Here is a 15097-nt window from a genome sequence, read left to right as displayed (position 1 = left end):
CATTCAAAAATTTGACACAAATTATTCAAAAAAAATTCACAATTCGCTAAAAAAATGTGATTTAATATATAAAGAAATGATTAACAGTGAAAAATGTGTTAAAATACGTTAAGATATTGCATAATGCTTGAAAACGTATTCATGTTGCCTGCGCTTCTAAAGTTGGAACGGGGAACGTAAGGAGGAATTAATAATGGCAAATGAAGCGGCCACTCAAGTTCGTGAAGAGGTAGAGGAGATAAAGGTCACTACTGTTTGGAAGGATTTCCTTTCGGTCATCAAAATTGGCATCGTGAATTCCAATTTAATTACAGCATTTACTGGACTGTGGTTAGCGTTTTATTTTACAGGAGAAGGTTTTTTAGAAAATCTTCAAACGGTCTTTTTTACTTTATTTGGTTCAGCTCTTGTCATTGCAGGAGCTTGCAGTTTAAATAACTTTATTGATCGCGATATCGATCATTTGATGGAGCGGACAAAGACAAGACCGACTGTCAAAGGCACAATGGATCCCAAACGGGTTTTATGGCTAGGCGTTTTGTTGACATCTGTGGGAACGCTTAGTTTGCTAATGACGACATTGGCAGCGGCCGTAATTGGTTTAATTGGTGTAGCTACTTATGTATTTCTATATACAATGTGGTCAAAAAGGAACAACACCTTAAATACAGTGATTGGAAGCTTTTCTGGCGCTGTGCCGCCTTTAATTGGCTGGACAGCTGTCGATCCGCACTTTCATGTTGTTCCCTTTGTGCTATTCTTATTGATGTTTTTATGGCAACCGCCACATTTTTTAGCTTTAGCGATGAAGCGCTGCGAGGAATATCGCGCAGCAGGCATTCCCATGTTACCTGTTGTTCATGGCTTTGCGATGACCAAGCGCCAAATTGTGATTTGGGTTGCTTGCTTGCTGCCGCTTCCATTTTATTTGTTTTCATTAGGAATTCCATTTCTTATCATTGCTACATTGCTAAATGTAGGATGGCTAGCGTTAGGACTTTATGGATTTAAAATGAAAGATGATTTGAAATGGGCAAAATGGATGTTTGTTTATTCTTTGAACTATTTAACTATCTTATTTGTAGCGATGGTTATTTGCGCAATCGACTAACACAAGTTTATAATTCTTTCTACTTTTATTTAGAGAAAGAATTCATATACTTTATCTAATATTGAAAGAGGGGTTTGATTAGGCTATGAAGAAATGGCTACTCAATTGGCGCTTATTTTCTCTTTTTAGTGTAATGGCGCTTCTGTTAGCCGGCTGCGGCAAGCCGTTTTTATCAGCGCTTCAGCCAGCCGGCGAAGTAGCAGACATGCAGTATTCGCTCATGCTGCTTAGCACAGCCATTATGGTGCTTGTTATTGTTGTTGTAACGATTATCTTCATCTACGTTGTGATTCGCTTCAGACGACGTAAAGGTGAAGAGAATAAGATTCCTAAGCAAGTAGAAGGAAGTCATAAGCTTGAAATTATTTGGACTGTTATTCCGATTCTCTTGTTAATTATTTTGGCGGTACCGACAGTTTCGGCGACATTTAAGCTTTCTGATGTAAAGCCGATGAACAAAGAAAAACGCGATAAGGATACTGTCGTCGTCAATGTGCGCGCCAATCTTTATTGGTGGGAATTCGAATACCCTGATTATGGGATTATTACAAGCCAAGATTTAGTCGTTCCGACTGATGAACGTGTATATTTTAATCTCAAGGCTTCGGATGTGAAGCACTCGTTCTGGATTCCTGCCGTGGGCGGAAAATTGGATACAAACGTGGAGAACAACAACCAATTTTGGTTGGAGTTTGATCAGAAAGCTGCAGACAAGGCTAAAGGAGTTTTCTATGGAAAGTGTGCCGAGCTTTGCGGTCCATCACATGCTTTAATGGATTTTAAGGTGAAACCACTTCCGCGAAAAGAGTTTGACCAATGGGTAGAAAAAATGAAAAATGCTAAACCAGTTGCAACAGACACAGTCGCAAAAGAAGGCGAAGAAATCTTTAATAAGAGCTGTATTGCCTGCCATGCTGTTACTCCTGCTGACAAGCGCCCGGAACAGGCACGTACAGCGCCAAACTTAGCTGATTTCGGCGATCGTGAACGCATTGCTGGCATTTTAGAGCATAATGAAGAGAACTTGAAAAAATGGTTAAAAGACCCGGAAAGTGTGAAGCCTGGCAACAAAATGACGGGTACATATGGAAAATTAACAGACGCACAGATTGAAGCTCTGACCAAATATTTAATGGGCTTAAAAGTGGAGTAACATAAAGGGGATCAATATCGATAAGGGAGGTTAAATCGTGAGTACAGTAGCTCGCAAAAAGAGCCTAATATGGGACTACCTTACAACAGTCGACCATAAGAAAATCGCCATCCTTTATTTAATTGCCGGTGGTTTTTTCTTTCTCGTAGGTGGTCTTGAAGCATTATTTATTCGGATTCAGCTTGCTAAGCCGAACAACGACTTTTTAGTTGGCGGTTTATATAATGAAGTGTTAACGATGCATGGTACAACGATGATTTTCTTGGCAGCCATGCCGCTTGTGTTCGCTATGATGAATGCGGTGGTGCCGATTCAAATCGGCGCTCGTGACGTAGCGTTTCCGTTTTTAAATGCGTTAGGCTTTTGGTTGTTCTTTTTTGGAGGCGTGTTCCTCAACTGTTCGTGGTTTTTAGGCGGAGCGCCTGATGCCGGATGGACTTCATATGCATCTTTATCACTTGAATCGCCAGGGCACGGTATTGATTTTTATGTGCTTGGATTACAGATTTCTGGTCTTGGAACTTTGATAGGCGGTATTAACTTCCTTGTTACCATTATTAATATGAGAGCGCCTGGAATGACATATATGCGTATGCCGATGTTTACGTGGGCGACATTTGTAACATCTGCACTCATCTTATTTGCGTTTCCTCCACTAACAGTTGGTCTTATTTTAATGATGATGGATCGCTTGTTTGGAGGTAATTTCTTCAATGCGGCAGCTGGAGGAAATACGATTATTTGGGAGCATTTATTCTGGATTTTCGGCCATCCAGAGGTATATATTCTCGTGCTTCCAGCGTTCGGTATTTTCTCGGAAATTTTTGCGACATTTTCGCGCAAACGTCTATTCGGATATTCTTCGATGGTATTTGCAACGGTACTCATCGGGTTTTTAGGATTCATGGTATGGGCACACCATATGTTTACAACCGGTTTAGGACCAATTGCTAACGCTATTTTTGCTGTGGCAACGATGGCCATTGCTGTTCCAACAGGTATTAAAATTTTTAACTGGCTATTTACGATGTGGGGCGGAAGCGTCCAGTTTACGACACCAATGATGTATGCGGTGGCCTTCATCCCGTCTTTCGTCATGGGAGGAGTAACAGGGGTTATGAACGCGGCAGCTGCGGCAGACTATCAATATCACGATAGCTATTTCGTCGTTGCTCACTTCCACTATGTCATCGTCGGCGGGGTTGTCTTTGCCTTGTTGGCTGGTGCTCATTATTGGTGGCCAAAAATGTTTGGAAAAATGTTAAATGAAACGCTTGGAAAGATTACATTCTGGTTATTCTTTATCGGTTTCCATTTAACATTCTTTATCCAGCATTTCTTAGGACTGATGGGGATGCCTCGACGTATCTTTACATATTTACCGGGGCAGGGCTTAGAAACAGGCAACTTTATTAGTACTGTTGGGGCCTTTTTCATGGCTGTAGCAACGATCGTTCTTTTGATCAATGTGGTGATTACATCTGTGAAAGGGGAAAAAGTGTCTGCAGATCCATGGGGAGATGGACGTACTCTTGAATGGGCTGTTGCTTCTCCACCTCCTGAGTATAACTTTGCTCAAACGCCGCTTGTGCGTGGTTTAGATGCGTTATGGATTGAAAAAATGGAAGGTAAGAAAGGGTTAACGCCAGCAGAGCCTTTAGGGGATATTCATATGCCGAATTCTTCAATTTTGCCGTTTGTGATCTCGCTTGGCTTATTTATTGCGGCATTTGGCTTTATGTATCATGCGAAGTATTCATGGGGCTTGTTTGTTGGAATAGGCGGCTTGCTCATTACATTTATTGCTATGTTCTTGCGTTCGATTATTGATGATCATGGCTTCCACATTCATAAGGAAGAGGTTCTTGAAACGGAAAAGGGGGTTAAGGCATAATGCATGTTGAAGAAAAATTGACTGCGGAAACATTTCCTGCATCGCCTGAAAAAGCCACCCTTGAAGGGAAAAATAAATTTTTAGGTTTTTGGCTATTCTTAGGAGGGGAGACGGTTCTCTTCGCCTCCCTCTTTGCCACTTATTTGGCGCTAAGAGATAAAACAGCTGGCGGTCCATCTGCCGATGAATTGTTTAAAATGCCGCTTGTGTTTGTTGCGACGATGCTTTTATTAACAAGTAGCTTGACGAGCGTGTACGCGATCTACCATATGAAAAATTTCGATTTTAAAAAGATGCAGCTTTGGTTTGGAATTACATTGCTCTTAGGTGCTGGTTTCTTAGGGCTTGAAATTTACGAATTTAATGAATATGTTCATGAAGGACATGTGTTTACGAAAAGCGCTTTTGCTTCTGCGTTCTATACGCTAGTCGGTACGCACGGTGCCCACGTTGCATTCGGATTGTTGTGGATTTTGACATTAATGATCCGTAATGCGAAAAGAGGCTTAAACTTGTACAACGCGCCAAAATTTTATGTAGCGAGTTTATATTGGCACTTTATTGACGTTGTCTGGGTGTTTATTTTTACCGTTGTATATTTAATGGGAATGGTGGGGTGATCTTATGGTAAATCCTACAAATACAGGCAATCCAAAGGTAGACTTAGCGTATCGTCGCAAAAAAAATGCTGCTGAAATGAAGCATCAGGTGATCGCGTTTGTTTTAATGATTGCCTTGACCCTTGTGGCGTTTTTTGCTGTTAGTTATGATGAATTTTCACACTGGTTTTCTGTTCCGTTTATTTTGCTCCTTGCCGCTGTACAAGTAGCGTTTCAATTATACTATTTCATGCATATGAGTCATAAAGGTCATGAGATTCCAGCCATGTTTCTTTATGGTGGTGTATTGGTAGCTTTTGTTACAATCTGGGCTTTTATGACAATTGTTTGGTGGTAATAGAAAAAGGAAATCAGCTCAAGCTGATTTCCTTTTTCGTGTCATATCATAGCGGAAAGTTCATAGACAAACGGCAATTGTGTAGTATAATAGTGTAAGGAGGGGACAGCATGCTATCATCATTGCAAATGTTTGGGTTTATGGCTTTGTGGAGCCCGTTTTTTCTCATCGCGCTATTGTTGATCAGTTTATTTTATCTGTTGGCAGTTGGACCGTGGCGAAAAAAATGGACGACAGAGGGTCCCATATCGGCAAAGCAAAAAACGTATTTTTTAATCGGAATGGCTCTCCTTTATATAATAAAAGGGTCTCCTATTGATCTACTTGGTCATTTGATGTTTAGTGTTCATATGACGCAAATGGCGTTTTTATATTTAATTATTCCACCATGCTTTATTTTAGGTGTTCCTAATTGGATATATGAAAAATTGTTCAACATTGCCATCATCAAAAAGCTGTTTTCCTTTTTTACAAAACCGCTTATTTCTTTGGTATTGTTTAATGGCTTATTTTCTTTTTATCATGTGCCATTGATTTTCGATGTAGTTAAAACGAATGTGCTGTATCATTCAGCTGTGACTACTCTCATTTTTATAGCGGCGTTTTTTATGTGGTGGCCGATGCTGAACAAGTTGACCGACTGGCAAACTCTTTCAGGAGTTAAAAAGGTTGGGTATATTTTTGCTAATGGTGTGCTGCTGACACCTGCATGTGCTCTGATTATTTTTGCGGCTGAACCGCTTTATCGAACATTTTCCGATCCACAGGCATGGCTCAACGCTTTGCAGCTGTGTGTGCCTAAAGCAACGTTGGCATCTTTGCATTTAACGGGACCAGAGATGTTTCTATCAATGTCTCTTCTTCATGACCAACAGCTAGGCGGTGTTTTAATGAAAATCATTCAGGAAATTGTGTATGGAGTTATGCTGTTTTTTGTGTTTATTGAATGGTACCAAAAAGAACGCGAGAAGGAATCGATAGAAACAGTTGTACCACCACACCCTTCCGAATCATAATTCAAGACGAAGCGAGGAGAGGATATGACACATTCATTGCCGGTTTTGCCTACTATCAGTACAAGCTTCATTGTTATTAGTGCTGCGCTGGTAGCGTATGGATGGTATCTCATTCGAAAAAAAAGAATCGAAGCGCATAAGAAAACCATGCTTTGGGCAGCGGTTTTCGCACTTTCCTTTTTTTTAGTTTATTTGTCGAGAACTGTATTTATCGGGAACACAAGCTTTGGTGGTCCTGCTTCAGTAAAAGTTTATTATACCATTTTTCTCTTCTTTCATATCGTACTAGCGACTGTCGGTGCTGTTTTTGGCATTGTCACACTTTTAACGGGCTGGAAAAACAATTTGATTAAACATAAAAAGTTAGGACCGATTACAAGTGTTATTTGGTTTTTTACGGCAGTGACAGGAGTTGTCGTTTACTGCCTTCTCTATGTCTTCTATCATGGTGGGGAAACCACCTCCATGATTAAAGCGATTTTAGGATATTAGCGCTCCCTATGGCAATTTGCCAGGGGGTTTTCTTTTATGAAGAAACAAGAGAGGGTAGGCAGCATATCAATATCATATAGCACTAGTGTTGAAGATCCGTTATTTTACTTAAGCATGAAGCCGATTTGTTAGCCAACTTCGGGGATTGGCTAATTAGCACTCCTGATCATTATAGAAGCATGGCGTCAGGTAGAATCGATTCACTTTAGTGTTCTCATGCTGTATAAAGACAACGGAAAAGATGAAACGAACGGTATCTGCAAAATTTACGGTCGGAATGGAAGGATAATTGTGTAGCAAAGGATGAAACGACAACGTGTTCAGGCTCATGGCTGGTTTTGTGAATCAGCGCGATTCGCTCACCTGACTATTGAGCCCCGTCTCCATGCAAATGGAGGCATGTCAAGTTATGTCTATATCGTTGCGCGTAACATTCCTCTAGCATCATGGTTATAATATATAAATAAAACTTGAGAGGGCATGAATCAGATCCGGAAAGTGAGAAGGTGGCAGCTGTTTTTGGCGCTCGAAGACAAGTTGTGCGACGCGAAGGAATTGATCAAAGCCTAATCAGTTGAAAGCCATGCGGGGCTTTTATTCATACAAATGTTGAGGTGTTCAGCGATGGTATATCGGTCGCATGTTTGGATGTTAGAAAAGGTATGAATTTCTTCATATAGGTTCGGGTGATGAAAAATGAAAGGGGCCATTCGCTTGCGTCGACCGAATGCAGCTTATTCGACATTGATGACCGTTGCGATGATGTGTTTGCACGAACGGCAAGAAATCGTCATAGATGAAACAACGGTTGATATTTTGCTAAATGAAGGTTTTGCCTGTACGATTATAATCACTGCTGTGATGCGGACCAGTTCGTCCATTATTTCTATGTGTGAGGAAATGCAGGAGCGAATTGCTCGTGAAATCGAAACAATGACTCCGTTCAAGGTCAAGCATGTCCATATTTTTGTAAAACGTCTAATAGATCATCAAGAAAAAAATGCATGAGATCGTGATCTCATGCATTGATTTTTGTTAATTCACTTTTAAGTTTTTCTAAAAGGGTTTGACATTGATTAATCAACGAAGTTGGAAAATTTTCTCCTTCCCCATACTCAACGCCGTGCGGATAATAGTGCTTGCCAAGAATCGGAGTGATTAATTTGATGAGCGCATAACGCGAATCAACTTCTCCTTCAACTGCATAGCCTTGTACTCGAAGATAGTATACATCGTTTTTAATTTCGAATTTGCGATCGTATGTAACACGTTCATAATCCCATTGTCCTGCACGTACAAATCCTAGATTTTCCATCAATTCATCTAAATCAGATAATTCAGCTGTTTGGTTTTCAATTCCTGTATTTTCAAACTTCATTCTATATTCCCTCCTATGCACCAATTCCCGGTAAAGGAAAAATCCTTCTCCATTTATAATAGTATGAAAGCGTTCAACTTTCAATCAATAGTTTATTTTTGACGAAACAGTGTGAAAAATTTTATGATATTCGTCGTTTTTTATTTTTTTTGGTGAAACTAAAAGACAAAGGAGGGAGATAAGCATGGAAAAATCGGGCTATCTTTACTGATGAGTATGTTGATTTTTACTATCAGTATACCACTTAGCGCTCATGGGCAAGGAACGACGACCTATGTGGTCCAACCGGAGGATAGTTTGTGGAAAATAGCCGTTCGTTACAAAGTTGGATTGTCAGAGAAGTTGAAGTTGGCTGTCAATCCGCCATTTTCTCACCCGACGCTTATGGATCCCAGAGATATTTGCGTTTTAGATTGTGCCAAACAAACGGAAAGTGAAGTGATCCGTTTAACAAACGAGCAGAGGGCAAAATACTGTTTGCGTCCACTGCAGGCTGATTGGGAATTGGCTCGTGTCGCACGATATAAATCGGTGGACATGAGAGATAAAAATTATTTTTCACATGTGTGTAAATCATCATTTACGATGATCCATCATTTTGGAATTAGCGATCGATCAGCAGGAGAAAATGCTGCAGTGGTGATACTCGACTTGGTAAGAGGTCAGCGCTTAGATAGATAGTCTTAGGACTAATCTTTCCGACAAGGAGTATACACCGATTGGAGTGGGGGATGCAAAGGGCGGCCCGTATGGCTATTATTGAATGCAAATGTTTATTGCAAAATAGAGAATGGGAGGAGACGAAAACCATGAAAACGGTACGTGAAGTGATGACAACACAGGTGGATTATTGCACGCCTCTTGATAACGTGTTTGAAGCAGCGGTAAAAATGCGGGATCTGAATGTTGGAGCGATACCGATAGTAGAAAACGGTGAGATTGTTGGAATGGTGACCGACCGTGACCTGGTTGTTCGCGGGATCGCAGAAAAACGGCCAGGATCTAGCCAAATCACCGAAGTGATGACACGAAATGTCATGGCAATATCGCCGGACCTATCTGTTCAAGAGGCAGCACAGCAAATGGCTAAGCAGCAAATTCGTCGCTTGCCGGTTGTTGAACATAATAAGCTGATCGGCATTATCTCTCTTGGAGACTTGGCGACAAACGAAGCTTCGGATGAAAGTGCTGGTCAGGCATTGACCTCTATTTCAGAGCAACATATTGTCGATTAAAAACGAAATCCCTTTTTCATAAGGGGTTTCGTTTTTTTTGGAGACAAAACAGGATATAATGTCAATAAGAGATTGTATGAAGGTGGGCTGCCTAGTGAAATGGTTTTTTCTGTTTTTTATCTTATTAATTAGCTTTTTGTATTTTTTCCCTACCCATATCCCTCCGTTAAATTCTTCATCATCACAAAAAGAAAGTCAGCAGCTTGAAAAGCAACCGGTCATCATGACAGGAGCATTGTCTTTGATTGGCAAGACAGAAGAGCAAATAAAAAAGCAGTTTGGACAACCAACGCGAGTGGACGCCTCAGCTTATGACTACAAATGGTGGATTTACAACCAGCAAGCGAGTACGTATTTACAAATTGGCGTGCTGAATGGCCGCGTTGTCACTGTCTTTATATGCGGTGATCAGGTAGATGTCTCTCCTTTTCGAATTGGTCAGCCTGTGCAGCAGTTATTTAAGCGGATTCCCGTATCTTCAACGCTGGAAGTATCCCTCCGTACGGGAACATACCGTTTTGAACTATCGGAACAAGATATGACGATCCAGCCCATCGTTCGTTTAAATGATGTCTATGTGCAATTTTATCTTGATCATTTTAATGAAACGATTTCAGGCATTCGAATTATGGATGGGGAAACACTGGTAAAACTGCGACCGTATGAACTAGTGTACCGAGGAGAGCTGCCGACAGCACGCCCTTTATCTTTAGTGGAGCAAAAGCAAGTAGAGACGGCGAATGCAAGGCAAATTTTTGAGATTACCAATGTAATTAGGAGCCGCTATAAGGTTGCACCATTGCGTTGGGACGATAAAGCAGCGGAGGCTGCTTATGCGCATAGCCAGGATATGAACGAAAACCATTATTTTTCTCATCAGTCTCCGACTTATGGTGATCTAAAAAAACGCTTGTTAGCGGCTCATATCCCGTTTCAAATCGCCGGTGAGAATATTGCGGCTCAATATATAGATGGAATTGCGGCTGTTAAAGGATGGCTCAACAGCAAAAGCCATCGAGACACGCTGCTTAGCCCGCAATTTACTCATCTTGGTGTTGGAGTGTCAGGACAATATTATACCCAAGATTTTCTGAAACCATGGGAAGTCTCGACGAATTAGGCAATGACTTTATAATGCAAGTGATGGCTGTTCACTTTTTTTCTTTGTCACCCTAATTTTTATAAGGGAAGCGACGGTCGGAGTCCAGTCATCGACTTGTCCCGGATGATTGATGAGCGAACAACTAGCCGCTTCCTGACCAATAAATTGGTCAGGAAGCGGCGTTATTCGGTTGCCCGATCGGCAAAATCAAATCACGGCTCGCTCATTTGAGGACAAATGTTGGCGAATTAAAGTTGTATTTTAATAAAGGCCAGTTTCTTTTTCAACCTTCGCAAACCATTTTCAGGGATTCTTTTCCGTTCATTAGAAACGTTTTTCATTCTGTCGATTTTTCAATCTAAATTTATAGAAAGCTCCAATAGGAAAAGGCTAAGTACCTTTCCGCTTGAACCAAAACAATTCAAAAAAGAAAAAGCATGGCGTAGCCCGCATGTTGAACATACTCCACCGAGAAGCTCTCCTTTTAACGGGGGATAGGTGTGAGAGATCCATCTGTTCCATTAGATAAAAATGGGCGCACGCCATATTCGCTTAGTCGAATAGTATATGTTAGGTAAGTAAAGGGGAGGTAGAAGGGATATGGAAAAGAATCTACATCCTTCTGTGGAACAGTTTAAACAGTTTGTAAAAAAGCATCCTAAAATCATTCAAGAAGTAAGAAACGGAAAAAAAACGTGGAAGCAGTTTTATGAAGATTGGTATTTGTTTGGCGAAGAAGATGAGATCTGGAATGAATACAAAGCGGAGCAAGTAAAGCAAGCAGCGGAAGACGGGGAGCATCATCCATTTATCAATAAACTTTTAGCTACGTTAAAAAATATGGATCCGAATGAGGTGCAGAAGCATATTTCAAGTGCTCAACAAGCCATTTCTGCTATTCAAAGTATGATCGGACAGTTACAAGGAATAAGACAGCCGTCGTCAACGGTTTCGCGCGAGCATCATCCGTTTTCATTCCGCAAAGATTAGAGGTTGCGATTGATGAGAAAAGAACTTGTTCAATACATTCATTCTAAAAAAATGCTTCAGGCATTTATTCGCGAGCAACCGCGATGGTACCGAACATTATCGCGTGATCCAAACCAAGTGGCAGCATTCGAAGCAGCAGCGAAAGAATATTATGAACAAACATTGCCGCAAAAAGTGGAGAAAATAGCTAATTCGCTGGAAATGGCGGCACTTATGTTCAATATGTTCCAAGGGATGCAAGAGTAATTTAAAAAAAAATGCAAAGACTACTCCTAAAGGAGTGATGTCTTTGCAACTAAAACAACTAGCGATGGTTTTGGCGATAGGGGCTTTGACCGCATGCGTTCATCATAAGCCGCAGCCTGAAACGATGCAGCAGGTCTCGGCTGCTGTTTCCATGCAAGCCCCAGCAGCTCAGACGATGCATGTTAAGCATGAAATGCGAGGAAAAGATGTATTGGTTGAATGCGTTGTCGATCATTTTTCCTTTACTAAAGGTGACAAAGCTCATGGCAATGGACACATTAATGTATATTTAAATGGACAGAAAATAAATGAAGTATTTACAGCTGCTTTTGTTTTAAGAGGGCTGCCATCAGGAAAGCATCAGATCCGTCTTGAGCTTGTTCGTGATGATGAAAGTAAATATGGTGTATCAAGCGAATTTGAAGTGAATATTCCATAATGGAAGGTCTGGCGGGTAAGTCAGACTATTTTTTTGTTCTGCGCTTTGCTTTTCTTCTAGACTGTTCTCATGATATGATGATAACATGGAGGTGCTTATACAAAGTGGTGATTGCAACGCTCGAACGGCTCGAGATTTTAAATAAAGCCGAATCGTTAGGAAAAATGATTGTTCAGTCGGCGGCGGCGGAATATTACCGCAGCTGTTGGCAGCGCTTAAAAAATGACCGTGTGGCCCAGCAGCTGATTAAGCAGTTTGTAGCCATCAAAGAGCGTTATGAAGAAGTACAGCGTTTTGGAAAGTACCATCCAGATTACCAAACAGTGATGAAGGAAATACGCGAAATTAAGCGAAAATTAGACTTTCATGATAGCATTGCCGCATTCAAAAAAGCGGAAAATGAGCTGCAAGAATTGTTAGATGAAGTGAGTGTACTTATTGGAAGAGCTGTATCGGAACAAGTGAAAGTACCGACAGGGAATCCGTATTTTACTGCTTTATCCGGCTGTTCAGGCGGATGTGGCACAGGAGGAAGCTGCGGCTGCCGATCGTAATCTGTCAAAGGGGAATTAAGAGTATGTTTCGGAAACGTCAAGGAATCATTGTTTGGCTATACTCATTGAAGCATAGTAAGCATTTACGCAAATTTGGCAACATTCATTATGTATCGAAGCGCTTGAAATATGCAGTGCTGTACTGCAATATGGAAGAGGCGGATGTTCTTATGAAGAAGATCGCTTCTTTGCCATTTGTAAAAAAAGTGGAACCTTCCTATCGTCCGTTTTTGAAGATGGAGTTTGAGTCAAAAGGAGACGGTGAGAAGGAAAAAGAACAAAGCTACAAGCTGGGCTATACGGTCGAATAACGGCTGACTTTGTACTTGAAGTCAGCCGCTTTTTATTGATTGACGTTGTAATTACTGCAGAGGCGGAATGAAACGATTCATTCGCATAATGCCAATCAAATGCTGATAATAGAGCTCTACCTCCGCGAAAAAAGTGGATGGTTTTACTTCAAGATGGATAATCTCAAGGTTGAGCTCTTTTGCTAACTCGGCAAACAGATCGTATCGCTTATTTGGTTTGACTGACGGATTTGGAATGCCTTCGCGGCAAATGTACAAAGGCTGAAAATCGCCTGGATCTGTTGGATGAAGCACAACGACTAAGGATGTAACCGGCTGTCCATGCTTAACGGTGTGAAAGGCAAAAAGCCCCGATAGGCGGTGCTGGTTGACTTTGGCTAATTCAATGAGCTCATAAATATCTGAATACCCTTCTCCAAGTTCAATAAATCGCTGAATCATGTAGGATTCCCCCTTCCCTGTTTTTCTCCAATTTATTACTTTACCATTGTTTCCAAAAAAGATAAACAAATTTCGACATTTTTATACAAATTCTAGCGTTTTTTTGATATCTTTAATGTGTAGTAAATATTGTAAGAAACTAACTGAATGAGGGATCGCAGCATGGTACGAACGGCCATTTTAATGATGATGATCTTTTTAGGGATAAGCGGCGGAACTATTTATATACAATGGCGAGATTATGAAAAAAGTAATCAGGTCAACGATCACGCACCGCTGGTTCATTCCATTGATATTCGACATGAGAAGGGGAATCTAGAAATTACGCAAACGGTTGATGGGCTAAAGAATCAATCGTATGAAATCGTTGTACCAAAGGAAGCGCAGCAATTTCGATATCGATTCGGAGATAAAGAAAACAGGCAGAACAGCTTGAGTGCTGGAGCATCGTCTATTGAAGGAAAAGAACATGAACGGCTGATTATGCAATACATGATTCCGCTGCCGATATCGAAAACGATTTGGCTTGAACATTGGTCTGTTATGTTTGTGACAAAGCAAACACAGAAATTTCATGTGCAGTTTGTCGATTATGCGACGAAAGATGGAATGTGGATAGCCGGGGCTCCGCTCGAAGCGAAGATCAAGAAGCAAGCGTTCACCCTTTACTCTTGGTCGCAAGCGAATTTGCTGTCATTTCCGCTTTATTTTTATCCTTCTGAGCTGCCAAGGCAAGTAGATGGTGACATTGAAGTATATGGAAAGCGTCCAATGGGGAATGGAAAGCTGCAAAAATGGGCAGACGTCCCATCCTTGACGATTGTACAATCGCCACAGAACGATCAGCACATATCCTCCGTGTTAGTTGTCATACCGGAATCGGGATCACTTTCTGCTGTTCGTGAACCATATATGCGGGCCTATTATGCTTCTTATTTTGCACCAAATGCTTTGATGAACGAGTGGCTCGCAGATTTATTGACAGCCCTCACCTTTCAGAAGCCAGCGACCACCTCTCGGGCAAAAGCGGTGCTGCAGCAGTTTCAGCAAAATCTAACGGAAGAAGAGAGACAAGAGTTTCTTGCTACGATTTTGCAGCATAAAGGAGAAAAACTGACTCCGGCTTTGCTGGATAAGGCGTTAACAAAAGCTCATTTAGGGAAGACGACTTATTTTGCTGATTTATTAACAGCCAAAAAAAATCTTGATCTCGTGTTTACTAATGAAGGAAATCTATATGTCAATGACAAGGTTTTGAAAGAAGGAAAAGCCGTTTTGCGAGGCGGTGAGTTGCTATTGCCGTTTAAAGAAGTGATGGAGAAACTTGGCTATCATGTTACTCAGTCCGGCGATGCTGTATTTATTGAAAAGGGCAGCAACCGTTGGCGTTTTTTTGTCAATTCACCTGTTTACATGAAAGAAAACGATCAATTTGGGATGCCCTCCATCATCATCCATGATTTAAATGGTACTTTATACATGAGTGCAGATATGATTCAGCACTGGTTTTCCATCGAGGTTTGGACAAGTTCTCAAAATATTTATGTGCATGGCTCATAAGAAAAGCGCTCACCGATGGCGCTTGGCTTCTTTAAAAAAGAGTCATATAGCAATTCTCATCTCATAAAAAAATCCCTGCAGTTTTCCTGCAGGGCCTTTTATGCTTAATGGTTCCTGCGCATCGAAAAGGAACGCATAAGCTAAAGGAAAAGGGAGAGGAGAAACCGGAGGAAGAACTTATGGGGAAACGTAAGTCTTCTCCGTGATTGGCAACAACA

Annotated in this window: 19 protein-coding genes; 17 read left to right on the top strand and 2 right to left on the bottom strand. The window is 41.1% G+C overall.

The genetic code is table 11. The annotated features are described in order from the left end of the window. Positions 1-193 precede the first annotated feature (193 nt). From cyoE to GFC28_RS06600, 8 genes are all read left to right on the top strand, one after another. A complete protein-coding gene (cyoE, locus tag GFC28_RS06635) occupies positions 194-1111 on the top strand; it encodes a heme o synthase (protein WP_044746627.1) in 918 nt (305 codons plus the stop codon). Between the two features lie 85 nt (positions 1112-1196). Beyond that, on the top strand, positions 1197-2264 hold the full coding sequence (gene coxB, locus GFC28_RS06630; protein WP_044746626.1) for a cytochrome c oxidase subunit II: 1068 nt from the start codon (positions 1197-1199) through the stop codon (positions 2262-2264). Between the two features lie 37 nt (positions 2265-2301). Next, the gene (gene ctaD, locus GFC28_RS06625; protein WP_044746625.1) at positions 2302-4158 is read left to right on the top strand and encodes a cytochrome c oxidase subunit I; all 1857 of its coding nucleotides are present in this window, start codon (positions 2302-2304) and stop codon (positions 4156-4158) included. Then, positions 4158-4778 carry a cytochrome c oxidase subunit III gene (gene ctaE, locus GFC28_RS06620; RefSeq protein ID WP_044746624.1) on the top strand — a complete coding sequence of 207 codons (621 nt, stop codon included), beginning with the start codon at positions 4158-4160 and terminating at the stop codon, positions 4776-4778. Before ctaD ends, ctaE begins: the two co-directional genes overlap by 1 nt. Before the next feature lie 4 nt (positions 4779-4782). Beyond that, the gene (gene ctaF / locus GFC28_RS06615) at positions 4783-5115 is read left to right on the top strand and encodes a cytochrome c oxidase subunit IVB (RefSeq protein WP_044746623.1); all 333 of its coding nucleotides are present in this window, start codon (positions 4783-4785) and stop codon (positions 5113-5115) included. Positions 5116-5225: 110 nt separating this feature from the next. Then, complete coding sequence (gene ctaG / locus GFC28_RS06610) at positions 5226-6131, top strand: cytochrome c oxidase assembly factor CtaG (RefSeq protein ID WP_044746622.1); 906 nt, start codon at positions 5226-5228, stop codon at positions 6129-6131. A 24-nt stretch (positions 6132-6155) separates the two neighbouring features. Next, complete coding sequence (locus GFC28_RS06605; RefSeq protein WP_044746621.1) at positions 6156-6623, top strand: DUF420 domain-containing protein; 468 nt, start codon at positions 6156-6158, stop codon at positions 6621-6623. A gap of 696 nt (positions 6624-7319) precedes the next feature. Further along, the gene (locus GFC28_RS06600) at positions 7320-7631 is read left to right on the top strand and encodes a hypothetical protein (RefSeq protein WP_044746620.1); all 312 of its coding nucleotides are present in this window, start codon (positions 7320-7322) and stop codon (positions 7629-7631) included. Positions 7632-7641: 10 nt separating this feature from the next. Here GFC28_RS06600 and GFC28_RS06595 read toward each other — a convergent pair whose 3' ends face one another. After that, the gene (locus GFC28_RS06595) at positions 7642-8001 is read right to left on the bottom strand and encodes a YugN family protein (RefSeq protein ID WP_044746619.1); all 360 of its coding nucleotides are present in this window, start codon (positions 7999-8001) and stop codon (positions 7642-7644) included. A gap of 210 nt (positions 8002-8211) precedes the next feature. Here GFC28_RS06595 and GFC28_RS06590 point away from each other — a divergent pair, with 210 nt between their 5' ends. The 8 genes from GFC28_RS06590 to GFC28_RS06555 all read left to right on the top strand — a co-directional run bounded on the left by GFC28_RS06590 (position 8212) and on the right by GFC28_RS06555 (position 12878). Next, a complete protein-coding gene (locus GFC28_RS06590) occupies positions 8212-8682 on the top strand; it encodes a LysM peptidoglycan-binding domain-containing protein (RefSeq protein ID WP_052661049.1) in 471 nt (156 codons plus the stop codon). Positions 8683-8810: 128 nt separating this feature from the next. Continuing rightward, on the top strand, positions 8811-9236 hold the full coding sequence (locus tag GFC28_RS06585) for a CBS domain-containing protein (RefSeq protein ID WP_044746618.1): 426 nt from the start codon (positions 8811-8813) through the stop codon (positions 9234-9236). Positions 9237-9330: 94 nt separating this feature from the next. Then, positions 9331-10356 carry a CAP domain-containing protein gene (locus GFC28_RS06580; protein ID WP_044746617.1) on the top strand — a complete coding sequence of 342 codons (1026 nt, stop codon included), beginning with the start codon at positions 9331-9333 and terminating at the stop codon, positions 10354-10356. 582 nt (positions 10357-10938) lie between these two features. After that, on the top strand, positions 10939-11328 hold the full coding sequence (locus GFC28_RS06575) for a YlbD family protein (RefSeq protein WP_044746616.1): 390 nt from the start codon (positions 10939-10941) through the stop codon (positions 11326-11328). 12 nt (positions 11329-11340) lie between these two features. Beyond that, entirely contained in the window at positions 11341-11574 is a 234-nt protein-coding gene (locus GFC28_RS06570; protein ID WP_044746615.1) for a YlbE-like family protein, read from the top strand. Positions 11575-11611: 37 nt separating this feature from the next. Further along, positions 11612-12013: a hypothetical protein gene (locus GFC28_RS06565; protein WP_052661048.1), complete on the top strand. Its 402-nt coding sequence runs from the start codon at positions 11612-11614 to the stop codon at positions 12011-12013. Positions 12014-12117: 104 nt separating this feature from the next. Further along, positions 12118-12567, top strand: coding sequence for a YlbF/YmcA family competence regulator (locus GFC28_RS06560; RefSeq protein ID WP_044746614.1), 450 nt, complete (start codon positions 12118-12120; stop codon positions 12565-12567). Between the two features lie 23 nt (positions 12568-12590). Beyond that, complete coding sequence (locus GFC28_RS06555; RefSeq protein ID WP_044746613.1) at positions 12591-12878, top strand: YlbG family protein; 288 nt, start codon at positions 12591-12593, stop codon at positions 12876-12878. A 51-nt stretch (positions 12879-12929) separates the two neighbouring features. Here GFC28_RS06555 and GFC28_RS06550 read toward each other — a convergent pair whose 3' ends face one another. Continuing rightward, positions 12930-13319: a DUF7147 family protein gene (locus GFC28_RS06550; RefSeq protein ID WP_044746612.1), complete on the bottom strand. Its 390-nt coding sequence runs from the start codon at positions 13317-13319 to the stop codon at positions 12930-12932. 162 nt (positions 13320-13481) lie between these two features. Here GFC28_RS06550 and GFC28_RS06545 point away from each other — a divergent pair, with 162 nt between their 5' ends. Beyond that, positions 13482-14879 carry a stalk domain-containing protein gene (locus GFC28_RS06545; RefSeq protein WP_044746611.1) on the top strand — a complete coding sequence of 466 codons (1398 nt, stop codon included), beginning with the start codon at positions 13482-13484 and terminating at the stop codon, positions 14877-14879. Positions 14880-15097 lie beyond the last annotated feature (218 nt).

This window comes from Anoxybacillus sp. B2M1, from assembly GCF_001634265.1.
In the GTDB taxonomy this organism is placed as follows: Bacteria; Bacillota; Bacilli; order Bacillales; family Anoxybacillaceae; genus Anoxybacteroides; species Anoxybacteroides rupiense.
The sequence above is the reverse complement of the archived record's forward strand: the minus strand, read 5'-3'. Positions and strand labels throughout refer to the sequence as shown.